The sequence below is a fragment of the Ruegeria sp. O4 genome (assembly GCF_056535125.1).
The window spans coordinates 1-21180 of sequence record NZ_JBQERO010000002.1 but is presented as its reverse complement, the minus strand read 5'-3'; the positions used below and the strand labels follow the sequence as shown (position 1 = coordinate 21180).

Sequence of the window (21180 nt, the reverse complement as noted above, 5' to 3'; positions counted from 1 at the left end):
CCCGGCAAGGGGCGAAGTTCAGCAAGACTAAACAGAGGAGAAAGACAATGACTACAAGACGCAGATTTCTAAGTTCCGCCGGTCTGGCGGGGGCCGCCACATTGGCCTCTCCTGCGATCGTCAAAGCGCAATCCGCCATCAAGTGGCGGTTCCAGACCTATGCCGGTGGCGCATTGGGCGAACATGTGACCAAGCCAGCCATCGATTACATCAACGCCAATGCCAATGGCGAACTTGAGATCGAACTGTTCTATGCGGACCAAATCGTTCCGACAGGTGAACTGTTCCAGGCCCTGCAACGCGGCACGATTGACGGTGTGCATTCAGACGACGATTCCATGGCTTCGCCTACTCCGCTGCGTCAGTTCGGTGGTTATTTCCCCTTCGCCACCAAGCATATTCTGGACGTTCCGGTGCTGTTCAACCAGTACGGTCTGGCTGATATCTGGCGCTCGGAATATGAGAAGGTTGGCGTGACGTGGCTGTCGGCAGCGGGTCAGGACCCCTGCAACTTTAACACCAAAAAGGAAATCAAGAGCCTTGGCGACCTGGATGGGCTGAAGCTCTATACCTTCCCGACGGCCGGGCGTTTCCTGGCCAAGTTTGGTGTTGTACCAGTCAATATCCCTTACGAAGACGCGGAAGTGGCGGTACAAACCGGTGAGTTGGACGGAATGGCCTGGTCGGGCATCACTGAAGATTACACTGTTGGCTGGGCCAATGTGACCGACTATTTCCTGACCAACAACATCTCAGGCGCGTGGATCGGATCCTGGTTTGCAAACCAGGAACGCTGGGCCGAGTTGCCTGACCACCTGAAATCGGTTGTGATGGCAGGTGTCGAAGCAGGCCACACCTATCGTAACCAGTGGTATTGGGGCGGCGAAGCGGCCTTGCGCGCGAATGGCGACAAACTGCAGTTGCGACAGGTTCCGGCGGCAGAATGGAAAGAAGTGGAAAATGCCGCTATCGAATTCTGGGACGAGGTCGCACAGGAAGGCGAAATTCACCAGAAGATCGTTGGCATCTTCCGTGAGTATAACTCGGTCATTAACCAGGCCGGCGCACCTTACACATTCGATTGATATCAAAACAGGGGCGCTGTCATGCGGCGCCCCTACTCAACGCATGAGGTTTGTTCCATGACCGCAACTCTGACTTTCGAAACCCTGAAATCGCTTGTCGCAGACGGCGCGATCGACACAGTATTGGTTTGCATGGTTGACATGCAGGGTCGGTTGATGGGCAAGCGTTTTCATGCAGGTCATTTTGTGGCTGGCGCGTGGGAAGAGACGCATTGCTGTAACTACCTGCTGGCCACGGATCTCGAGATGGCGACGCCGGATGGGTATGCCTCGACCAGTTGGGAGCGTGGTTATGGCGACTATGTGATGAAGCCAGACCTTAGCACATTGCGCCCGGTGCCCTGGCTGGAAGGTACCGCGATGGTCATGTGCGATGTGCTGGATCACCACACCCATGAGGAAGTGCCACATGCGCCGCGCTCGATCCTGAAAAAGCAGGTGAACCGCCTGAAGGCGATGGGGTATGAGGCGATGTGCGCCACCGAGCTGGAATTCTTCCTGTTCGCGAAAAGTTTTGATGCAATCCGCAAGGAAGGGTTCCGCGATCTGGAACCGATCTCGGGTTATAACGAAGATTATCACATTCTGCAGACCACCAAGGAAGAGCATGTGATGCGCCCGATCCGGAACCACCTGTGGGATGCGGGCATTCCGGTCGAGAACACCAAAGGTGAGGCCGAGGCCGGGCAGGAAGAACTGAACATCAAATATGCGCCTGCGATGGACACGGCAGAGTATCACTCGATCGCCAAGAACGCGGTGAAAGAGATCGCCTGGCAGCACGGTCATGCGGCGACCTTCCTGCCAAAATGGCATCATGAAAGGGTGGGCAGCTCGTCGCATGTGCATCAGTCGCTTTGGAAGGATGGGCAACCGGCGTTCTATGACGCGGCGGATGAGCTGGGCATGTCGGCGTTGATGAAAAGCTATATGGCCGGCCTGCTGAAATACGCCGCTGATTACACGTATTTCATGGCACCGTACATCAACAGCTACAAGCGGTTCATGAAGGGCACCTTTGCACCGACGCGGATCATCTGGTCGGTAGACAACCGCACGGCCGGGTACCGCCTGTGCGGGGATGGAACCAAGGCGATACGGGTCGAGTGCCGTATTCCGGGATCGGATATGAACCCCTATCTGGCGATTGCAGGGATGTTGGCGGCCGGGATCGCAGGGATCGAAGAAGGGCTGGAGTTGCAGCCGCCGACAAAGGGCGATGTCTATCAGGGCGAGACGGGAATGATCCCCGGCACGCTGCGTGCAGCACGAAACGCCCTGCAAGGTTCGGCCATGTTACGCGCGGCCATGGGCGATGACGTTGTCGATCACTATACCCGCGCGGCTGAGGTTGAAATCGAGGAGTTCGAACGCGTGGTAACCGATTGGGAAATTGCCCGCGGCTTTGAGCGGGCTTGAGATGGAGGAAGCGAGGGGCCAGCCCCTCGCGCACCCCGGGATATTTATGGCCAGATGAAGCAGGGATCCTGCTCTCTTTAGAGATGGAGTGGATATGGCGCAGATGTTGCAATGTGTCTCGCCGATTGATGGATCGGTTTATGCGGAACGCGAGGTGCTGTCGCGGGAGGCTGCGTTTGAGGGCGCGGCGCGGGCGCGGGCGGCACAGGCCGGATGGGCAGCGCGGCCGTTGCAGGAGCGGATTGATCTGGTGATGGCGGGTGTCGCGGCTGTTGGCGCGATGAATGATGAGATTGTTCCGGAACTGGCCCATATGATGGGCCGCCCGGTGCGCTATGGCGGCGAGTTTGGGGGATTCAACGAACGCGCCAGCCATATGGCAAAGATCGCCGAGACGTCACTGGCCGATATTGCCGTGGGCGAGGATGAAACCTTCAAACGCTATATCAAACGTATTCCGCATGGGGTGGTCTTTGTAGTTGCCCCTTGGAACTATCCTTACATGACGGCGATCAACACGGTGGCGCCCGCGCTGATCTCGGGCAACACGGTTGTTCTGAAGCACGCAACCCAGACTTTGTTGGTTGGTGAGCGGATGGCGCAGGCGTTCCATTCGGCGGGGGTGCCCGAAGACGTGTTCCAGAACGTGTTCCTCAGCCACGACGTGACCAATGACCTAATCGCGGGTAACGCGTTCGATTTTGTGAACTTCACCGGTTCGGTCGGTGGCGGTCAGGCCATGGAGCGTGCGGCGGCGGGGACCTTTACGGGCGTGGGCACCGAACTGGGCGGCAAGGATCCGGGTTATGTCATGGACGACGCCGATCTGGACGCGGCGGTCGATACGTTGATCGACGGCGCGATGTTCAATTCGGGCCAGTGTTGCTGTGGGATCGAGCGGATTTACGTTCACGAAAGCCTGTATGATGACTTTGTCGCCAAGGCCGTTGAGATCGTGAAAGGCTACAAACTGGGCAATCCGCTGGACGCCGAAACAACTATTGGTCCGATGGCCAATGTGCGTTTCGCTGACGAGGTGCGCGCGCAGATTGCCGAAGCGGTTGAGGCCGGTGCGGTCGCGCATATTGAAGCCTTCCCCGAGGATGACGGCGGCGCATATCTCACGCCACAGATCCTGACCAATGTCACCCATGATATGCGGGTGATGCGGGACGAAAGCTTTGGCCCGGTGGTGGGCATCATGAAAGTGTCCTCGGATGCCGAGGCCATCGCGCTGATGAATGACAGCGAATTTGGCCTGACTGCCAGCCTTTGGACCCGCGATGTGGACCGAGCGGCGCGTGTGGGCGACCAGATCGAGACCGGCACCGTCTTTATGAACCGGGCCGACTATCTGGATCCTGGGCTGTGCTGGACCGGTTGCAAGAATACCGGACGCGGCGGTGGTCTTTCGGTCATCGGCTATCACAATCTCACCCGTCCAAAATCCTACCACCTGAAGAAGGTCACGGGCTAAGGACGACGGCCTGCTCGGGGCTGACCCCCTCACCCGAGCAGGTCTCAAATCACAAAGGAAACCTGACATGTCACTTGTTGGAAACTGGTCCTATCCGACCGCAATCAAATTTGGTGCCGGGCGCATCAAGGAACTGCCCGCAGCCTGTGCCGCAGCCGGGATGAAGAAACCTCTGCTGGTCACGGACAAAGGGTTGGCCGATCTGCCGATCACATCGGCGACGCTGGATATCATGGAGGCGGCTGGTCTGGGCCGCGGTCTATTCAGTGATGTGGACCCAAACCCAAATGAGAAAAACCTCGACGCAGGCGTTGCGGCATACAAGGCCGGTGGGCACGATGGTGTGATTGCCTTTGGCGGCGGCTCGGGGCTGGATCTGGGCAAGATGGTCGCCTTCATGTGCGGCCAGACGCGCCCGGTATGGGACTTTGAGGATATCGGCGACTGGTGGACCCGCGCCGACGCGGATGCAATCGCGCCGATCATTGCGGTTCCAACGACTGCGGGGACCGGGTCCGAGGTTGGTCGTGCCAGTGTCATCACCAATTCCGAGACCCACGCCAAGAAGATCATCTTCCACCCCAAGGTCCTGCCGACGGTGGTGATCTGCGATCCGGAACTGACGGTTGGGATGCCCAAATTCATCACCGCAGGCACCGGTCTGGACGCCTTCGCGCATTGCGTCGAAGCCTATTCGAGCCCGCTTTATCACCCGATGAGCCAGGGCATCGCACTGGAAGGTATGCGTTTGGTGAAAGACTATCTGCCGCGCGCCTACGCAGATGGCAACGACATTGAGGCCCGCGCCCAGATGATGAGCGCGGCGGCCATGGGCGCGACCGCGTTCCAGAAGGGACTGGGTGCGATCCACGCCATGAGCCACCCGGTTGGCGCGCACTTTAACACTCATCACGGCACCACAAACGCGGTCTGTATGCCTGCCGTGCTGGACTTTAACGCCCCCGCCATCGCCGACCGGTTCCAGAACGCTGCCGCCTATCTGGGCATCAAAGGCGGGTTCGATGGCTTCCGCGCCTTTGTGCAGGAATTCAACGACAGCCTTGGTATCCCGCGAAAGTTGGCAGACCTCGGCGTGACCGAAACCTCAATCCCAACCCTCGTCGAAGGCGCAATCATCGACCCTTCATGCGGCGGGAACCCGATTGAGTTGACCAAAGAAAACCTGACGCAGCTGTTCAAAGCAGCACTGTAAGAACGCAAGCGCCCGGCAAGGAACCTGCCGGGCGCTTTAAGAACTGTTCTACTGGTGCCGGATCAATGCCCGGTCAGTACCAGAGTGTTGACCGGCATCAGGATCAGGCGCAAACGCAAACCTGCCGCATGGACCACGCCAATTGTGTCAACCACATGCAGGAAAGCAGCTTGCCAAAAGCCCAAATCCTCGTGTTCCAGACGGTCATGGTTGTCGGTGTAGACATTGGCCAGACAGTTGCTGCCTGGAGGAATGTCATCGGCCATACCTTTATACAGCGGCTCCATAAAGACCAGAATTGATCCGGGATTAGTATTGTTCTGTACATCCCGCAATTCATCTGATGGACGGATCTGGCCGGACGGTATGACATCCTGCACCTCGACCACCACAGTGGGGATAACGGTGAAAGGCTTGGTCATGCAGCCCAACTCACCGATCATACCTGGCTTGATCACCTGAGCAGACAGCTGGTTGAAAGCCGCCTGAAAACGGTCATGTCCGGTATGCGATGGAACGAGGATGCCAGCAGGACGCAACAAGGGGCTCACGTAATCACCGACTTGCAGGCTAAACTGCTCGACCCGTCCGGTAACACCGGCGACAATCAGTGTTTTGTCCAACTCGGTTTGCGCGGCGTCCAGCTGTGCTATGGCACTGGCCAGTTGCGCGGGGATCAGCTCCTCGATCTGCTGTTCAACTGCCGCACGTCTGGATTCGGCCGCAACAACCTGCGCCTCACGCTCGGCAACAAGGTTTTCCAACCGCTCAATCTCGGTCAGTCGGACAGCGCTTGAACCTTGGTCGCGCAGGGTCGTATTTCTTTCAAGATCTTCCAAGGACTGCGCCAAAGCCGCCTTGGCACCGGCAATACCGGCATCAGCCTCGGCCAGATCAGTTTCAGCCACGCGCAGCGAGGCCTGAACCTGTGCAATCTGTGCATTTGCCGCCTGAACCTGCGCTGCCTGGCTGAAATCTTCGATCCTGAAAATCGGCTGACCAGCGGTTACCAACTCGTTATTCTTGACGAATATTTCCGAAACGCGACCGCCAAGTTGCGGCAGGATCGTCACGGTTCGAAAATAGGACGCTGCGGTTTTACTGGCTGGGTGAAAATAGAACAGCGTGGTGATTACCGTCAGCGCCAGAATGGCACAGGTCGTAAGGCCCCAGCGCAATTCGTACCACATGGTGAAAAGGGTGATCTCGTGACCGATACGTTTGCCCTGAACAAACCGGCGGAACAGATAATCAGGCAGCACCGTGATCAGGGCGCAAAGCAGGGTCTCAATCATGTGTTTTGCTCCTGCACGTCGGTGACTTCTGAAACGCCAGGGGTTGGAGCAGGTGCCTCGGGCACCGGTTCCGGAGCACTTGCACCTCCAAGAGAACGAATGGCATCGGCGATGTTTCTAAGCGGGGAGGCGAAATCCGGAAACTGAAACCCTGCGACCAGTACGGCGGCAATCCAGAATATCCCGTTATGTGTAAACAGGGCCAGCAGTGCCAGAATGCCCACCAACTGAAATTGCGGATGGTTGTTCTCGTGCGCCATTTTTTCCGGAACCGAATGAAGCGTCAGGTACCCAACACCGATCAGCACCACGAGAATGACAAAGAAGACGACCATAGCCGAAAAAAGGTAATCGCTTCCGTCAGCTGCGACGATATATCGGGGAATGTGCCCAGTGGCCATTGGATGAAGATCTGCTGCGGTCACCTTGCCCTCCTGTTCGTTTTGATACTTCTTTGAACGGGTTGAAGCCCAAATTCAAGGCTGCATATATTTTGGAGATTCTTCGAAATGCCAAGTGCTTGACCCAGAGAGCTAAATGAAACCCAGAAAACTTGTGGCGAACCTGCTGCGGAAGGAACACAAATAATGATCGATTTCCTCGTCATCGGGGGCGGAATTGCCGGGTTGAGTGCGGGCGCGCGCTTGTCGGAACATGGAACCGTGATGGTTTTGGAGGCCGAAGACGCCTTGGGGTATCACGCGTCGGGTCGCTCGGCAGCCCTGTTTGAGCAAAGCTATGGTCCGCCATCCGTGGTGGCGCTGAACACGGCTGGGACCGCGTTCCTGCACACACAGAACGGTGGGTACCTGACACGGCGCGGACTGATGTTGATCGGTTCGTTTGACCAAAGCGTGGTTTTCGAAGCCGACCGCAAGGATCTGAACATGGAAAGAATTCCCATCGATCAGGCGGTTTCGAGCGTTCCGATCCTGAACCCGGCCAAGGTGGGTTTCGCGGCTATCAGTGAAGCTGCGTTTGACATCGATACCGATCGCCTGTTGCAAGACTTCGCGCGGGCCATTCGCCAGAACGGAGGAACCGTTGCAACGAAAAGCAAAGTAACCGGTATTCGAAAAGAGCGGCATTGGCTGGTCGAGGCCGGGCAAATCTTCGAAGCCCGCAATTTGGTGAATGCGACCGGTGCATGGGTGGACGAGATCGCCATGCTTGCCGGGATACCACCTATCGGCATCACTCCTCGCCGCCGATCAATGGCGCGGCTGCCCGCCCCCGGGGGCCATGATGTATCCGGATGGCCCATGATGCTGGGCACGGGTGAAACATGGTACGCCAAACCGGACGCGGGCAAGCTGCTTGTTTCGCCTGCCGAAGCCGACCCGGTACCACCTCAGGACGCCTATGCCGACGATATGGTGCTGGCCGAAGGTCTGGCGCGCTATGAAGAACTGATGACCGAACCAGTAACACGCGTCGAAACAAACTGGGCAGGATTGCGCAGTTTCGCACCAGATGGAACCTTGGTGCTTGGGCCTGACCCGATTGATCCATCGTTCATCTGGTCTGCGGGTCAAGGCGGGTATGGTTTCCAAACAGCACCGGCAGCTTCGCAGTTGTTGTGTGATCTGGTCGTTGGAAACACGCCGGTGCTGGATCCAGACAGCGTCAAATCGCTGACCCCAAACAGGTTGGACAGATGATAAAACGCAATCTACCGCCCTCTGCGAGTGTCGCCAACGCGGGTGAGGATGGAAAACTGGTGGCCCCGGCAGCGACGCGAAACTTGGATGCGCTTTGTGCGTTGCTACAAGACTGGGCACCGCGCCGCGGGCACGCGCTGGAGATTGCAAGCGGAACCGGTCAGCATGTCTGTGGATTTGCTGATTTGCTGCCCGATCTGACGTGGCATCCCACCGAACCTGACCCTGAGCGCCGCAATAGCATCGACGCCTATGCCAGCGCCTTACCCAACGTGGCAGGCGCCGAACATCTGGACGCAACGAATTCGGGCTGGCATACCCGCTTTCCTTCGCAGGACCTGATTGTCTTGATCAACCTGATACATTTGATCAGTTGGCAGGACACCAGAACCATTTTCGCCGAAATCGCTCAGTCCCTGACTGAAAACGGGAGGTTCGTTTTGTACGGCCCATTCAAACGCTCGGGCCAATTGACAAGCGACGGGGACAAAAGGTTTCACGAGGCTCTGATCGGGCAAGATCCACACATTGGATACAAGAATGACGAAGATATGCTTGGCCTGTTTCAGGACGTAGGGTTGCGCGTGCTGAAAACCATCGACATGCCCGCAAATAACCTTGCATTTGTTTCCGAGCGCCCGGCCAACTGATCGAGATCAAAGTCAAATTACCACTGCCCGCACATATTCCCGTTATCTTATATGAAAAAGGCACTCAATATGGCTTGGCAAGAAAAGCTCTCGGCGACGCGCACCAGTTTGCGCAACCTCAACGGGGCCATTCCCGACACTTCGCGCGCATTCGGCGCGCTTGGGAAGGCAGTGAAGGAAGGCGGAACGCTCGACTATAAAACCAAGGAATTTATTGCGTTGGGCATGTCGGTGTCGCTCCGCTGCGAGCCCTGCATTACTCTGCACACCGATGCGTTGGTCAAAGCGGGCGCAACGCGCGAAGAGGTGTCCGACGTTTTGGGTATGGCTATTCAGATGGGTGGTGGACCAGCCATGATGTATGCTGCCAAGGCGTTGGAATGTTTCGACGAACTATCCGCGTAACCAACAGAAAAGGCCCCGGAAATTCCGGGGCCTTAGATTGATCAGCCGTCCTTGCGGATGGTTTCGTTTTTCGGATCATAGGGGCTGTCGCATGTCACGACAGCATCCCACAACTTGTCCTGCATCTTGACCTTCAGCTTGGTGCCTTCGACCGCCAGATCAGGCTTCACATAGCCCATCCCGATCGACTTCTCGAACGCGACAGAATAGCCGCCCGAGGTCAGTCGACCTACACGCTCGCCTTCCGGCGTATACAGCGCCTCGCGGCCCCACGGGTCAGCATCGGCCGGACCGTCGATCAGCAAGGTGCAGCACTTGACGCGCACACCGGTCTCTTCCAGCTTGGCCTTGCCGTGGAAGTCCTTGGACAGGTCGACAAAGCGCGGCAGGTCGGCTTCCAGCGGGGTCGCATCGCGGCCCAGCTCGGTGCCAAAGGCGCGATAGGATTTCTCCTGACGCAGCCAGTTCTGGGCACGGGCACCGACCAGTTTCATGCCGTGCTTTTCACCGGCTTTTTCCAGCAGGTCGAACAGGTAGTTCTGCATCTCGATCGGATGGTGCAGTTCCCAGCCCAGCTCACCGGTATAGGCCACGCGGATCGCGTTCACGGGGCACATGCCCAGTTCGATCTGACGGGCCGACAACCATGGGAAGCGCTTGTTGGACAGTGCGGTTTCCGGATCGGCGTCCTTGATGACTTCTTTCAGAACGTCACGCGACTTGGGTCCGGCGATGGCGAAGACGCCCCATTGCGTGGTCACGTCCTGGATTTCGATGTAACCGAACTCCGCCATCTTGTCCTCGGCCGCTTTACGCAGGTAGTCGGCGTCGTACTCAGTCCATGCACCGGCAGAGACGATGTAGTAGTTGTTCTCGCCATTGCGGACGATGGTGTATTCGGTGCGGGTGGTGCCATTCGAGGTCAGCGCGTAGGTCAGGTTGATACGACCGACCTTGGGCAGCTTGTTGCAGGTGAACCAATCCAGGAACTGCGTGGCACCGGGGCCTTTGACAACATGCTTGGTGAAGGCCGATGCGTCGATCAGGCCAACGCCTTCGCGGATCGCTTTGGCCTCTTCGACGGCATATTGCCACCAGCCGCCACGGCGGAACGAGCGTGCTTCCTTGTCGAAATTCTCGGGCGCGTCCAGCGGGCCGTAATAGTTCGGGCGTTCCCAGCCATTCACCCAGCCGAATTGAGCACCGCGGGCTTTCTGGCGATCATAGGCCGGAACGGTCCGTAGCGGACGGCAGGCTTCACGCTCTTCATCCGGGTGGTGCAGGATGTAGACATGCTCGTAGCATTCTTCATTCTTGCGTGCCGCGAACTCGGTGGTCATCCAGTTGCTGCTGTAACGCTTAGGGTCCAGCGATGCCATGTCGATCTCGGCTTCGCCATCGACCATCATCTGTGCCAGATAATAGCCGGTGCCGCCCGCAGCGGTGATGCCAAAGCTGAAACCCTCAGCCAGCCACATGTTGCGCAAACCCGGAGCCGGACCAACCAGCGGGTTGCCATCCGGTGTATAGCAGATCGGGCCGTTGAAATCATCCTTCAGGCCGGATTCGGCACAGGACGGCACGCGCTCGGCCATTGCCATGTACTGCTCGGCGATCCGGTCCAGATCCAGCGGGAACAGGTCGGCGCGGAAGCTGTCCGGAACGCCGAATTCGAACTGCGCAGGGGCGCCGTGTTCGTAGATACCAAGAATCCAGCCACCGCGTTCTTCACGTGCATAGGATTCGTTGTCGGCATCGCGGACAACGGGGTGCTCTGGGTTGCCTGCTTCGCGCCATTTGACCAACTCGGGGTCTTTGTCCATGACGATAAAGGTGTGTTCGACCGGGATTGCAGGCATTTTGATGCCCAGCATCTTGGCAGTGCGCTGCGCGTGGTTGCCCGACGCGGTCACAACATGTTCGGCGGTGATTACGACCTGCTCGTCGGAAGGCACCAGGTTGCCGCCCTTTTCGACCATCTTGGTGCAGGTCACTTCCCAGTGCGTGCCGTTCCAATGGAAGGCGTCAGCCTGCATCTTGCGCACGATTTCGACGCCACGCTGACGGGCCCCCTTGGCCATCGCTTGGGTCACGTCGGCAGGGTTAATATAACCGTCCTCGGTGTGATAGATCGCGCCCTTCAGATCCGATGTCTCGATCAGCGGCCAGCGTTCCTTGATCTGGTCCGGGGTCAGCCACTCGTATTTCACATCACAGGTTTCGGCGGTCGAGGCATAGAGCATGTATTCGTCCATACGCTCTTGCGTCTGTGCCATGCGCAGGTTGCCCACAACCGCGAAGCCCGCATTCAGGCCGGTTTCTTCCTCAAGCGTCTTGTAGAAATCCACGGAATACTTGTGGATATGGGTCGTCGCATAAGACATGTTGAACAGCGGCAACAGGCCCGCGGCGTGCCAGGTGGACCCGGACGTAAGTTCGTCCCGTTCGATCAACATCACATCGTCCCAGCCTGCTTTGGCCAGGTGATAGGCAATCGAGGTCCCAACGGCGCCGCCGCCTACGACCAATGCTTTGACTTGGGTTTTCATAACCGGGCGTCTCCCCTTGAAATCAGTTGACACCATATGGCGTACTTAAGGGGGATAGCGCGACATTCATCCGACCAGTGATATGAAAAAAACGACCCGAATATCGAAAGCGGGTCGCAATTCATTCGTTGGACCGCTGCCCTCAACCACCGGAACGGCAACGTTTGCTTGTTCCGACCGAGACGCAAACTAATTTGCCACTCTCTTCCGAGGGATTCTTCACCGCCGGTTCCTGTGATGGCGAAGGCTGCGCCTCTGCCGTGAACCAGCCGTCAGAAAGACCGACACGCGAGGAGACCGAGGCAAGATATTCTTTCACGCCCAAACCACTTTCCGATGCTTTGGCTTGCTGAACATAGTCCAGCCCTACAACGGCCAACCCGCAGATGGCTACAAACCCCGCCAGATATTTTACGCTCATGTCGACCATCCTCTGTCATCAACCCTTTGAAACCATGACATGTGGACGTTTTGAGGGCGCAAATACGGACCAGGGGGTGAATATGGCTACGTGTCATCCGACAAGATCTTGCCGGGATTCATGATATTGTCTGGGTCCAGCGCGGCCTTGATCGCAGCCATGTATCGCGTGGCGGCGCCCAGTTCCCTGGTCAGATACGGTCTCTTTCCCTGCCCGATGCCATGTTCACCGGTACACGTGCCTTCCATGGATATCGCCATGTCGTTCAGCCAGCCGACAAACGCCTCGGTCTTGGCAACTTCTTCAACGTTTTCCATGTCGATCAGCAGCAGCGTATGGAAATTGCCGTCCCCCACATGGCCCACGATGGGGGCCAACAAGCCGAGGCCGGCAGCCTTCTTCTGCGTCTCGGTCACACACTCGGCCAGGCGCGAGATCGGTACGCAGACATCGGTTGAAATACCCCGCGCACCGGGGCGCAATTGCAGACACGCCCAATACATATCGTGCCGCGCCTGCCAAAGTTTGTTCCGTTCTTCGGTGGTCGAAGTTGCTGCAAAATCCGTGCCGCCAAACTCTTCGGCGATCTGACCAAAGGTTTCAGCTTGCTCAGTGGCACCGCTTTCCGAGCCGTGAAACTCCAGCAACAACAACGGTGTATCCGGCAGACTCAGCCCGGAATAGGCGTTGGCGGCCTGAACCGACAACTCGTCCAGCAACTCGATCCGGGCAACCGGGATGCCATACTGAATCGTCATCATCACCGCACGGCACGCGGCATCGACAGTCGGAAAGGAACACCGGGCCGAACTGATCGCTTCGGGGATACCCTGCAACCGCAATGTCAGCTCGGTGATGATTCCCAGCGTGCCTTCCGCCCCGATCAGAAGACGGGCCAGATCATAGCCGGCCGAAGATTTCTTGGCCCGGTGCCCGGTACGGATGATCTGACCGTCTGGCATCACGGCTTCAAGGCTGAGAACGTTGTCCTTCATCGTCCCATAGCGCACCGCATTGGTGCCCGACGCGCGAGTGGCAGCCATTCCACCCAGCGACGCATTCGCCCCGGGATCAATCGGAAAGAACAGGCCCAGATCGCGCAGATGGGTATTCAACGCTTCGCGCGTGACACCGGGCTGCACGACACAATCCAGATCCTGGGCATGAACTGCAAGCACACTATCCATTTGTGTCAGATCGACCGAGACGCCCCCCGCCGGCGCATTTACATGCCCTTCCAGTGATGTTCCTGTTCCGAACGGGATCACTGGCACCCGGTGCGCCGCGCAGGTTTTGACGATGTCCGAAACATCCTGCGTCGAATGCGGGAAAACCACGGCATCGGGGCTTTGGTTTTCGATCCAGGTCGTGGTGTGCCCATGTTGTTCACGGACAGCGGCACCCGTTTGCAACCTGTCGCCAAAGCGCTGCTTGAGAATGCTTATGACGGTTTCAATACCAGCTTCATTCCTTGGCAATGCGGTTGCCTGCACCATTGTCATCCTCCCCTGCCCCAAAACATTTCGGCCTTTCAGCCTATGACTAAAAGGCCCGTTGAAAGCAGGCAATCCCCACTAATACCGAGGGTCTATTCGCCCAGCGCAATCCCTTCGCGGCGCGGGTCGGCACCACCGCTCAGCCCGTCACCGATTTCGATGGCGTGCAGCCCCGAAGTCAGGTCGCGTGCGTTGACTTCAAAACCCAGCTGAGCAAGCGCGTCTGTAAATCCTTCCGCAGAAGTCGCAGCCTCGACATCATATGTTCCGAACCGGTTGACCAGATGAGGCAGGGAAACCGCCTGCTGCACGTCCAATCCCCAATCGGCCCAGGCGATGATGGACTTGGCGACATAGCCGATAATCCGGCTGCCGCCCGGAGACCCGATAGCCAGAACCGGCTCGCCATCCTGCAACACGATGGTCGGGCTCATGGATGAGCGCGGACGCTTGCCAGGCTCCAGCCGGTTGGCAATCGGCACACCGTCGCTGTGTGTCTTGAACGAGAAATCAGTAAGCTCGTTGTTCAGCAGGAACCCGTTTGTCATCAGGCGCGACCCAAAACCATTCTCGATCGTCGTCGTCATCGACAGCACATTGCCATAGCTGTCCACGATCGAGATATGCGAGGTTGACGGCAGCTCCAGCGACACGTCGTCCGCCCAAATCAAAGCATGGTCAAATTCCGGTTGGCCCGGTGCGACCTCGGACAAGGCCACCTCGCTTTCCAGCAAGGCTGCCCGCTGGGTCAAATAACCCGGATCAACCAGCCCCTTGGTGGGCATGGGTATGAAATCGCTATCGGCCATGTACCGCCCACGATCCGCAAAGGCGAGGCGCGAAGCATCGCCGATCAGGCGCCATGCCTCGGCGCTCTCAGCGCCCATTGCTGCAAGATCATAGCTGTTCAACATCCCCAGAATCTGCCCGACGGTCAGCGCACCCGACGACGGCGGGCCCATGCCGCAAACCTCGTAGGCGCGGTATTCGGCACAGACCGGTTCACGTTCGATCACCTGGTAGAGCGCCAAATCCACCCCTGCAAGAACGCCGGGATTTCCTGGGGCATTGCGAACAGTTCGCACGATATCCGCAGCGATCTCACCTCCGTAAAAACCGGCAGCGCCATCGCTGGCCAGCACGCGCAATGTTTCGGCATAATCCGGGTTCATCAACCGCTGCCCCTGCTGCAACGGCTGACCGTCAGGCAGGAAATATGCGGCTGTTTCGGGAAAGCGCGACAGGCGGTCAGCATCGTTTTCTACAAGGCTGGCCAGACGCGGGGAAACCAGAAACCCTTCATCCGCCAATCGGATTCCGTCGGCAAACAGTCCGGGCCAAGACGCGCGCCCCCATCTTCGATGCGCCTCTTCCAGCAGTGCAGGCGTACCCGGTGTACCCACCGACAATCCGCCCACCACCGCATCGAAGAATTTCAGCGGCTCGCCGTTTTCATCCTGAAACAGCGTCGGGGTAGCGGCAAGGGGGGCCGTTTCGCGCCCGTCCAGCGTTGTCATCTGCCCGCTGGCCGCGTCGTACCAAACCAGAAACGCACCCCCGCCCAGACCAGAAGATTGCGGCTCGACCAGCCCCAGCACGACCTGCACGGCAACCATCGCATCCGCGGCAGACCCGCCCGCGCGCAGCACTTTGGCCCCGGCCTCGACCGCCAGCGGATTGGCCGCAGCTATCATCCAGTTTTCGGATGTGACCGGGACTCCCTCAAGCTTGGCTTCGAGGGCCGCAATAACCTCGTCGGTCATCGCCTGAACCTGCCCTTCTGTCGCGGCTTCGGGTGCAACGGCATCGGCTGTTTCCTGCGCGAACCCCGGTGTCGAAATAGCAAGTGCGGTAGTAAGCAGCAGTGCTGAAACATGTCTCATCTGTTCTAACCCTCCAATACAATCTTTATTTTCAATCCTGTAAGGATTTTGCCCCCTCTGCAACGATCAGGCATGGCAGCGTGTTATCACAGCGAAGTTTCGCCATTTCCCCTACGGTTCGGTTTCTTCGGCGCGACGATCCTGATCATAGCGGGTTGTCTCGGCAAATTCGGGTAGCCACGCCTCGCGCCGTTTGGTCCAGCATTCATATGTCGGTATGAATTGGTCAGGCGCGTCAAGACAGCCCAGATGCACTTCGACTTCGGCACCGCTTCGGGCAAATACCGGAGATCCGCAATCAGGGCAAAAGTACCGGTCAGAATAACCTTTCACATTTCCGGTGATCTTAACCGCATCCGCCGGAAAAATAGCCACCGCATAAAACAACGCGCCGTGGTGTTTGCGGCAGTCCAGACAATGGCAAATCCCGACGCGAAGAGGACAACCCGAAGCCGTGACGCGCAGTTTTCCACAACGGCATCCCCCTTCAAACACGTCCATCCATGATCCTTTCCGACGCGTCAGAGCATCGCAGGCACAACCTGATCCGGTGGGCGGTGGCCATCTTCGAAGGTTTTGATGTTGATGATGACCTTTTCACCCATCTCAACCCGGCCCTCCAGCGTGGCCGACCCCATATGCGGCAGCAGAACCACGTTGGGCAACTGCCGCAAGCGCGGGTTCACACCGGTTCCCTGTTCGTAGACATCCAGCCCCGCGCCCGCAATTTCACCCGCGCGGATCATCCGGGTCAAAGCGTTCTCGTCAATAACCTCACCCCGCGAAGTATTCACGATCACCGCCGAGGGTTTCATCAGCTTTAGGCGGCGCGCGTTCATCAGGTGGAAGGTCGACGGCGTCGATGGGCAGTTGATTGATATCACGTCCATACGCGCCACCATCTGATCCAGGCTTTCCCAATAGGTCGCCTCTAGTTCTTGCTCAATCTCTGGGCGCAATCTGCGGCGGTTGTGATAATGGATCTGCATACCAAACGCCTTGGCGCGGCGGGCCACGGCCTGTCCGATCCGGCCCATGCCCAGAATACCCAAACGCCGCCCGCCAATGCGACCACCCAGAAACGCGGTGGGGGCCCACCCGGTCCAGTCGCCTTGCTGCATGACGCTCAACCCTTCGGGAATGCGCCGTGTGACAGCGAGAATCAGGGCCATGGTCATATCTGCCGTGTCGTCGGTCAGCACACCGGGCGTGTTGGACACCAATATGCCGCGCTGCCGCGCCGTCGCCACATCGATATTGTCGACACCGGCCCCGTAATTGGCGATCAGCCGCAGTTTTTCACCTGCCTGACCCAATAGCCCGCCATCAATGGTATCGGTCACCGTAGGCACCAGCACATCGGCATCCTGCACCGCTGCTACTAATTCTTCGCGCGTCATTGGGGTGTCGTCGTCGCGCAGGCGCACGTCGAACAATTCGCTTAACCGGGTTTCTACTGCCTCAGGCAACCGTCGCGTAACGACAACACTTAAACGTTCTCTTGGCACCTCGGCTCTCCCACTGCTTTGCAAACGGACGCGCGCCATGGCATCGTGGCGCAGGATAAGGCGGGGCACAAGAACCCCAATGGCATTGAGTCGACCTTTTTTCAAAACCGGATCAACAGGCATAAGAGCGGGCAGTCAGTGAGTGGTATTCGACCGGTAAAACGCCGATCTCTGGCGGTAGTTTCCGCATTTCTGGTCATGTTCGGTGCCTGCGCCGCACATGCCGAAGTCAAACGCGGATCGGTCACCAACCTGCCCCTGCCCCGATATGTGTCGATGAAGGCAGCCGAAGGGAACGTGCGACGCGGACCATCCCTAACCCACCGAATCGATTGGGTATTCAAAAGGCGTGGCATGCCGCTGCAGGTCACTGCCGAATACGGCAACTGGCGCAAGGTCCAAGACCGCGACGGCGCGGGTGGCTGGGTTCACTATGCCTTGTTGTCTGGCGTCCGAACGGTGCTGATCGAATCCGAGATGCTGCCTGTTTATGCCCGCCCCGACCCGACCTCGCCCGTGAATGCCCATTTCGAGACCGGAGTGGTGGCGCGCCTTGGAGCCTGTTCGCTGGACTGGTGCAGGATCACCGCCGGCGGATACCGTGGCTGGACACTGAAATCGAACCTTTGGGGCGTCGATTCTTCCGAAATTCGGGAATAGGCGAAAGACAATTTCCGGTATCCGCGGTTGCGCATCGCCCCGAAAAAGCGCGACAAGCTGTTTGAGTTACCGGCCCAATCGCCGCTTAACTCGACCTAAACGGAGGACCCTATGCGCGCAGTCACCTATTCAGCCTTCGGAGACGCTGTCGATGTCTTGCGCATACAGGATATTCCCCCAGTTCCGCCTGGACCGGGTGAAGTCACGGTCGAGTTGTCTTATTCCGGCGTAAATCCCTCGGACGTCAAGGCCCGCGCGGGAACCCGACCGGGTGTCACAGAACCTCCGTTTCCGCTGATCGTTCCGCACAGCGACGGGGCTGGAGTCATCACAGCGGTTGGCGATGGCGTACCCGCGACGCGGATTGGTCAGCGCGTGTGGATTTGGAACGGGCAATGGCAACGCGCGTTCGGTACAGCTGCCAGCCACATCACCCTGCCTGAATCTCAGGCTGTAGAACTGCCCGAGACGGTGTCACTTGAAACCGGAGCGATTCTTGGAATTCCGGGCCTTACCGCAAGCCACGCAGTGTTCTCGGGCGGCACGCCGCGCGGGCAAACCATTTTGATCCATGGTGGGGCGGGTACTGTCGGGTATCTGGCTGTCCAGCTTGCCAAATGGGCCGGAGCCAAAGTGATCGCAACGGCCAGCACCCGCAGCTTTGACCGGGTCAAGGCAGCTGGTGCAGATGTCGTTCTCGACTACTCCGGTGAACACCTTTCGGATCAGATTCTCGACGCAAATGATGGACGTGCAATTGGTCGAATCGTCGATGTCGAATTTGGACAGAACCTTGACACCAACATTGCCGTCATCGCCGAAAACGGCCGTATCAACGCATATGGATCTGCCCGGAATATGACACCCGTCTTTCCCTTTGGACCCATGATGTTCAAGGCAGTGACACTCGAGGCGGTCCTGATCTACCTGCTGCCCGTAGACTTGCGCGCCGCCGCAATAAAGACACTCCACAAGGCACTGGCTGATGGCGCATTGATCTGCCCCGTACATAAGGTCTTTACACTGGAAGAATGCGCTGCCGCCCATGCGATGGTACAGGAAGGCAACCGTACCGGAGCGGTGTTGATCGACACCAAATGAGAGGCCCTCAAAAAAATTTTACGGCGCTCGTTTTTTTTGCAAAACGCTCTTGAACCCTGCCATCAACAATCGTAGATAGCCGCTCACCGTTGGGGTGTAGCCAAGTGGTAAGGCAGCGGTTTTTGGTACCGTGTATCGTAGGTTCGAATCCTACCACCCCAGCCATGGTTTTCCCTATGCGAATTACCCATAAGCGTGCAAATTTCACTCGGTTCGTGCAAATCGATGTCAATAAGTTTGTCTACTCACACCGTTTGGAAGATTCACCATCATCTGTGCATTTCTATTGAAAGCGGAGAATACTAGTTTTCCTTAGGAAATTGCTGCTGGCTTTTAGTATTGAGCCTCGGGTGATTGATGCAAAGGTCGTTTCTAGGGTTCGCTCCAGATTTGTTGATTCCGTTCCCAGATCTTCTCGCCAATCAGGCAGTCATAGTCTGAGGGTGAGATGTATTGCGCCTTCATAACCTCTCCTATTGCTGGCGCTGATCCAATTTCCAGAACCAATTTTCGTCGTACGGCCTCCGCAAAGCCTTTCCAGTCAAGCACCGGGATTACGAATGAACCAAGTCCGCCCGTCACACAGTTCCGGTAGTAGGCGTCAAGATCGTCGAGGTGCCACTGACTCCCCATACCCTCACGGGTCATCAGCGGTAACCCATTTATGGTGATCGACTTCGACAATACTGCCTCACGGGCTTGCAAAACCGGGCGACCCTGATTGTTAGGCCCGTCGCCAGAAACGTCGATAACTTTACGTAGACCTTCGAATTCGTTCCGTTCGATCATCGATGCCCCGAAGATCAGGGCCTCAGAGATTGAAGTGCGGCGCAAGGCGGGATCGAAACGCGTGGTCAAAACACCCGCAAACTCATCCAGATCAGCGCGTGTTTCTAACAGCATCCAGTCAACAATAACGTCTTGTGTTCCCGCCCACTCGACGTATGTCAAAGCCACCCGTTGCAAAGGGCCCGACTGAACAGCGGCGAAAACTTCATCCGACATCAAGGCTGCGGCGTAACCCTGCCGCTGAATCTCGAGTTCTCGCTCAGTCATCGACCTTGAAACATCTACAAGAAGGGCCAGTTCCAGGTCGACTTCAATTTTCTCAGACGCGACAGGAGTTGCCGAGAGAGAGGCAATCGCGACAATTGTCAGGAGCAAGTTACGTAGCATCAGTTAACGGATGGCGCGATGCGCTGTTAAGTCAAGCTTCAAGTGGTTGATCAAGCTTTTGGCGACAAATAACTCTAAAACATGACGGCTTGGTTCAATCGTTGAGGATACGAATGTCACTTAAGCGAAGTCACTATTTTCAGCCCGAAGCGGACATGCTCGACCTTAACGCAGAGCGGGACCGGTTATACGCTACGAGATTGAAAACGGTTGGTGGCTACGAGTAGAGCGGGCACTCATGATGAGATCGGGGTCAATGAGTTGAAATGGTTAAATGGTTTGACTTCATGATTCCTCATCACCTAACGTCAAAGTTGAGCAGAATATTTGAAATTCAGGCAATTTATGCGCAGAGACTACCGGCTATACGAACTCAGCGACGATGATTTTGAAGACCTTTGCGTCAAAATATCAGTTGATTGGTTGGGCGAAGGCGTAACACCTTTCGCACCCGGCCCGGACGGTGGGAGAGACGGCAAGTTCACAGGTACGGCAAACAAGTTCCCAAGCGAAAGCCTACCATTGGAGGGAAAGTTCGTACTGCAAGCGAAGCACTCAGCTTCGCCAATCGCCTCCTACTCGGACACGTCATTTCAGAGAGCACTCAAAAAAGAGGAATACCCTCGCATCAAAAAGCTTGTGAACAATGAAATGTGTGAACACTATGTTTTATTTGCCAACCGGAAGCTAACGGGTGGGGCCGAAAGGAAAATCCATAAGGAGCTAATGGCTCTTGGATTGAAGTCAGCACATGTCATTGGTGTAGAGCGCCTGAACCTCGAGCTTGAAAGCAAGCCGAGCTTGGCGAAACTTTTGCCAAACTCCAGAGATGTACAGCCTTTCACATTTCAACCAGATGACATAGTTGAAGTAATTTCTGCCCTCCACTCTTACTCGGATGCATACATTGATGAGGCGTTTGACAGCGCGCAATCATTTGACACCATTTCGATCAAGTCCAAGAAGAACCCTATAAATGGATTGACGAAAGATTTTTACGAACAGGTCATAGAGGCAGAGTCCATGCTCCATTTCGGCAAGATCGAGCGCTTTCTCAAGAACCCACGCAACGCTGAATTCAGAGAGCTCTTGGACCTGTCCCGTTTTTGTGCCGCCCCAAGTGCTCGTTTAAGCCACTTTCCTTTCGAATGCGACAGGGCTTTTCCAGCCCAATGCTGAGT

General features: G+C 57.2%; 19 protein-coding genes and 1 tRNA gene. 11 read left to right on the top strand and 9 right to left on the bottom strand.

What is annotated here, in order from left to right:
- Positions 1-47: 47 nt before the first annotated feature.
- The 4 genes from ACR0J7_RS04295 to ACR0J7_RS04280 all read left to right on the top strand — a co-directional run bounded on the left by ACR0J7_RS04295 (position 48) and on the right by ACR0J7_RS04280 (position 5194).
- Positions 48-1085: a TRAP transporter substrate-binding protein gene (locus ACR0J7_RS04295; RefSeq protein ID WP_209504652.1), complete on the top strand. Its 1038-nt coding sequence runs from the start codon at positions 48-50 to the stop codon at positions 1083-1085.
- A gap of 57 nt (positions 1086-1142) precedes the next feature.
- Entirely contained in the window at positions 1143-2504 is a 1362-nt protein-coding gene (locus tag ACR0J7_RS04290; RefSeq protein ID WP_209504653.1) for a glutamine synthetase family protein, read from the top strand.
- Positions 2505-2598: 94 nt separating this feature from the next.
- On the top strand, positions 2599-3981 hold the full coding sequence (locus ACR0J7_RS04285) for an aldehyde dehydrogenase family protein (protein WP_480913399.1): 1383 nt from the start codon (positions 2599-2601) through the stop codon (positions 3979-3981).
- 67 nt (positions 3982-4048) lie between these two features.
- Complete coding sequence (locus ACR0J7_RS04280) at positions 4049-5194, top strand: iron-containing alcohol dehydrogenase (protein WP_480545790.1); 1146 nt, start codon at positions 4049-4051, stop codon at positions 5192-5194.
- Positions 5195-5256: 62 nt separating this feature from the next.
- Here ACR0J7_RS04280 and ACR0J7_RS04275 read toward each other — a convergent pair whose 3' ends face one another.
- Together ACR0J7_RS04275 and ACR0J7_RS04270 are read right to left on the bottom strand one after the other, a co-directional pair.
- On the bottom strand, positions 5257-6489 hold the full coding sequence (locus tag ACR0J7_RS04275) for an HlyD family secretion protein (RefSeq protein WP_267364709.1): 1233 nt from the start codon (positions 6487-6489) through the stop codon (positions 5257-5259).
- Positions 6486-6914 carry a hypothetical protein gene (locus tag ACR0J7_RS04270; protein WP_480482061.1) on the bottom strand — a complete coding sequence of 143 codons (429 nt, stop codon included), beginning with the start codon at positions 6912-6914 and terminating at the stop codon, positions 6486-6488. Before ACR0J7_RS04270 ends, ACR0J7_RS04275 begins: the two co-directional genes overlap by 4 nt.
- Positions 6915-7076: 162 nt before the next feature.
- On the opposite strand from ACR0J7_RS04270, the gene ACR0J7_RS04265 reads away from it, so the two are divergent.
- The 3 genes from ACR0J7_RS04265 to ACR0J7_RS04255 all read left to right on the top strand — a co-directional run bounded on the left by ACR0J7_RS04265 (position 7077) and on the right by ACR0J7_RS04255 (position 9205).
- On the top strand, positions 7077-8150 hold the full coding sequence (locus ACR0J7_RS04265) for an NAD(P)/FAD-dependent oxidoreductase (protein WP_480482063.1): 1074 nt from the start codon (positions 7077-7079) through the stop codon (positions 8148-8150).
- Positions 8147-8800: a DUF938 domain-containing protein gene (locus ACR0J7_RS04260; RefSeq protein WP_480537375.1), complete on the top strand. Its 654-nt coding sequence runs from the start codon at positions 8147-8149 to the stop codon at positions 8798-8800. The genes ACR0J7_RS04265 and ACR0J7_RS04260 overlap by 4 nt, the downstream gene beginning before the upstream one ends.
- A 69-nt stretch (positions 8801-8869) precedes the next feature.
- Entirely contained in the window at positions 8870-9205 is a 336-nt protein-coding gene (locus tag ACR0J7_RS04255; protein WP_209504659.1) for a carboxymuconolactone decarboxylase family protein, read from the top strand.
- A 41-nt stretch (positions 9206-9246) separates the two neighbouring features.
- On the opposite strand, the gene ACR0J7_RS04250 is transcribed toward ACR0J7_RS04255, so the two are convergent.
- The 6 genes from ACR0J7_RS04250 to ACR0J7_RS04225 all read right to left on the bottom strand — a co-directional run bounded on the left by ACR0J7_RS04250 (position 9247) and on the right by ACR0J7_RS04225 (position 17062).
- Entirely contained in the window at positions 9247-11754 is a 2508-nt protein-coding gene (locus tag ACR0J7_RS04250; protein ID WP_480486434.1) for a GcvT family protein, read from the bottom strand.
- 142 nt (positions 11755-11896) lie between these two features.
- Positions 11897-12175, bottom strand: a complete 279-nt coding sequence (locus tag ACR0J7_RS04245) for a hypothetical protein (protein ID WP_480482071.1) — start codon at positions 12173-12175, stop codon at positions 11897-11899.
- Positions 12176-12261: 86 nt separating this feature from the next.
- A complete protein-coding gene (locus ACR0J7_RS04240) occupies positions 12262-13671 on the bottom strand; it encodes an FAD-binding oxidoreductase (RefSeq protein WP_480773128.1) in 1410 nt (469 codons plus the stop codon).
- A 92-nt stretch (positions 13672-13763) separates the two neighbouring features.
- Positions 13764-15554 carry a gamma-glutamyltransferase gene (gene ggt / locus ACR0J7_RS04235; RefSeq protein ID WP_480831435.1) on the bottom strand — a complete coding sequence of 597 codons (1791 nt, stop codon included), beginning with the start codon at positions 15552-15554 and terminating at the stop codon, positions 13764-13766.
- Positions 15555-15665: 111 nt separating this feature from the next.
- The gene (locus ACR0J7_RS04230; protein ID WP_480773126.1) at positions 15666-16055 is read right to left on the bottom strand and encodes a GFA family protein; all 390 of its coding nucleotides are present in this window, start codon (positions 16053-16055) and stop codon (positions 15666-15668) included.
- 20 nt (positions 16056-16075) lie between these two features.
- Positions 16076-17062: a 2-hydroxyacid dehydrogenase gene (locus ACR0J7_RS04225; RefSeq protein ID WP_480482079.1), complete on the bottom strand. Its 987-nt coding sequence runs from the start codon at positions 17060-17062 to the stop codon at positions 16076-16078.
- A gap of 198 nt (positions 17063-17260) precedes the next feature.
- Between ACR0J7_RS04225 and ACR0J7_RS04220 the strand changes: the two genes are divergently transcribed.
- The 3 genes from ACR0J7_RS04220 to ACR0J7_RS04210 all read left to right on the top strand — a co-directional run bounded on the left by ACR0J7_RS04220 (position 17261) and on the right by ACR0J7_RS04210 (position 18988).
- Entirely contained in the window at positions 17261-17722 is a 462-nt protein-coding gene (locus ACR0J7_RS04220) for an SH3 domain-containing protein (protein ID WP_480482350.1), read from the top strand.
- 111 nt (positions 17723-17833) lie between these two features.
- Entirely contained in the window at positions 17834-18823 is a 990-nt protein-coding gene (locus tag ACR0J7_RS04215; protein WP_480773125.1) for an NADPH:quinone reductase, read from the top strand.
- 90 nt (positions 18824-18913) lie between these two features.
- Positions 18914-18988, top strand: a tRNA-Gln gene (locus tag ACR0J7_RS04210).
- 207 nt (positions 18989-19195) lie between these two features.
- On the opposite strand, the gene ACR0J7_RS04205 is transcribed toward ACR0J7_RS04210, so the two are convergent.
- A complete protein-coding gene (locus ACR0J7_RS04205; RefSeq protein ID WP_170352253.1) occupies positions 19196-19999 on the bottom strand; it encodes a DUF1194 domain-containing protein in 804 nt (267 codons plus the stop codon).
- Between the two features lie 345 nt (positions 20000-20344).
- Between ACR0J7_RS04205 and ACR0J7_RS04200 the strand changes: the two genes are divergently transcribed.
- A complete protein-coding gene (locus ACR0J7_RS04200; RefSeq protein ID WP_480913396.1) occupies positions 20345-21178 on the top strand; it encodes an ABC-three component system protein in 834 nt (277 codons plus the stop codon).
- Positions 21179-21180 lie beyond the last annotated feature (2 nt).

Bases quoted from the DNA above. Each gene is read 5' to 3' on its own strand.
- ACR0J7_RS04295 (WP_209504652.1), top strand. From the start codon at position 48: ATGACTACAAGACGCAGATTTCTAAGTTCCGCCGGTCTGGCGGGGGCC.
- ACR0J7_RS04290 (WP_209504653.1), top strand. From the start codon at position 1,143: ATGACCGCAACTCTGACTTTCGAAACCCTGAAATCGCTTGTCGCAGAC.
- ACR0J7_RS04285 (WP_480913399.1), top strand. From the start codon at position 2,599: ATGGCGCAGATGTTGCAATGTGTCTCGCCGATTGATGGATCGGTTTAT.
- ACR0J7_RS04280 (WP_480545790.1), top strand. From the start codon at position 4,049: ATGTCACTTGTTGGAAACTGGTCCTATCCGACCGCAATCAAATTTGGT.
- ACR0J7_RS04275 (WP_267364709.1), bottom strand. From the start codon at position 6,489: ATGATTGAGACCCTGCTTTGCGCCCTGATCACGGTGCTGCCTGATTAT.
- ACR0J7_RS04265 (WP_480482063.1), top strand. From the start codon at position 7,077: ATGATCGATTTCCTCGTCATCGGGGGCGGAATTGCCGGGTTGAGTGCG.
- ACR0J7_RS04260 (WP_480537375.1), top strand. From the start codon at position 8,147: ATGATAAAACGCAATCTACCGCCCTCTGCGAGTGTCGCCAACGCGGGT.
- ACR0J7_RS04255 (WP_209504659.1), top strand. From the start codon at position 8,870: ATGGCTTGGCAAGAAAAGCTCTCGGCGACGCGCACCAGTTTGCGCAAC.
- ACR0J7_RS04250 (WP_480486434.1), bottom strand. From the start codon at position 11,754: ATGAAAACCCAAGTCAAAGCATTGGTCGTAGGCGGCGGCGCCGTTGGG.
- ACR0J7_RS04245 (WP_480482071.1), bottom strand. From the start codon at position 12,175: ATGAGCGTAAAATATCTGGCGGGGTTTGTAGCCATCTGCGGGTTGGCC.
- ACR0J7_RS04240 (WP_480773128.1), bottom strand. From the start codon at position 13,671: ATGGTGCAGGCAACCGCATTGCCAAGGAATGAAGCTGGTATTGAAACC.
- ggt (WP_480831435.1), bottom strand. From the start codon at position 15,554: ATGAGACATGTTTCAGCACTGCTGCTTACTACCGCACTTGCTATTTCG.
- ACR0J7_RS04230 (WP_480773126.1), bottom strand. From the start codon at position 16,055: ATGGACGTGTTTGAAGGGGGATGCCGTTGTGGAAAACTGCGCGTCACG.
- ACR0J7_RS04220 (WP_480482350.1), top strand. From the start codon at position 17,261: ATGTTCGGTGCCTGCGCCGCACATGCCGAAGTCAAACGCGGATCGGTC.
- ACR0J7_RS04215 (WP_480773125.1), top strand. From the start codon at position 17,834: ATGCGCGCAGTCACCTATTCAGCCTTCGGAGACGCTGTCGATGTCTTG.
- ACR0J7_RS04205 (WP_170352253.1), bottom strand. From the start codon at position 19,999: ATGCTACGTAACTTGCTCCTGACAATTGTCGCGATTGCCTCTCTCTCG.
- ACR0J7_RS04200 (WP_480913396.1), top strand. From the start codon at position 20,345: ATGCGCAGAGACTACCGGCTATACGAACTCAGCGACGATGATTTTGAA.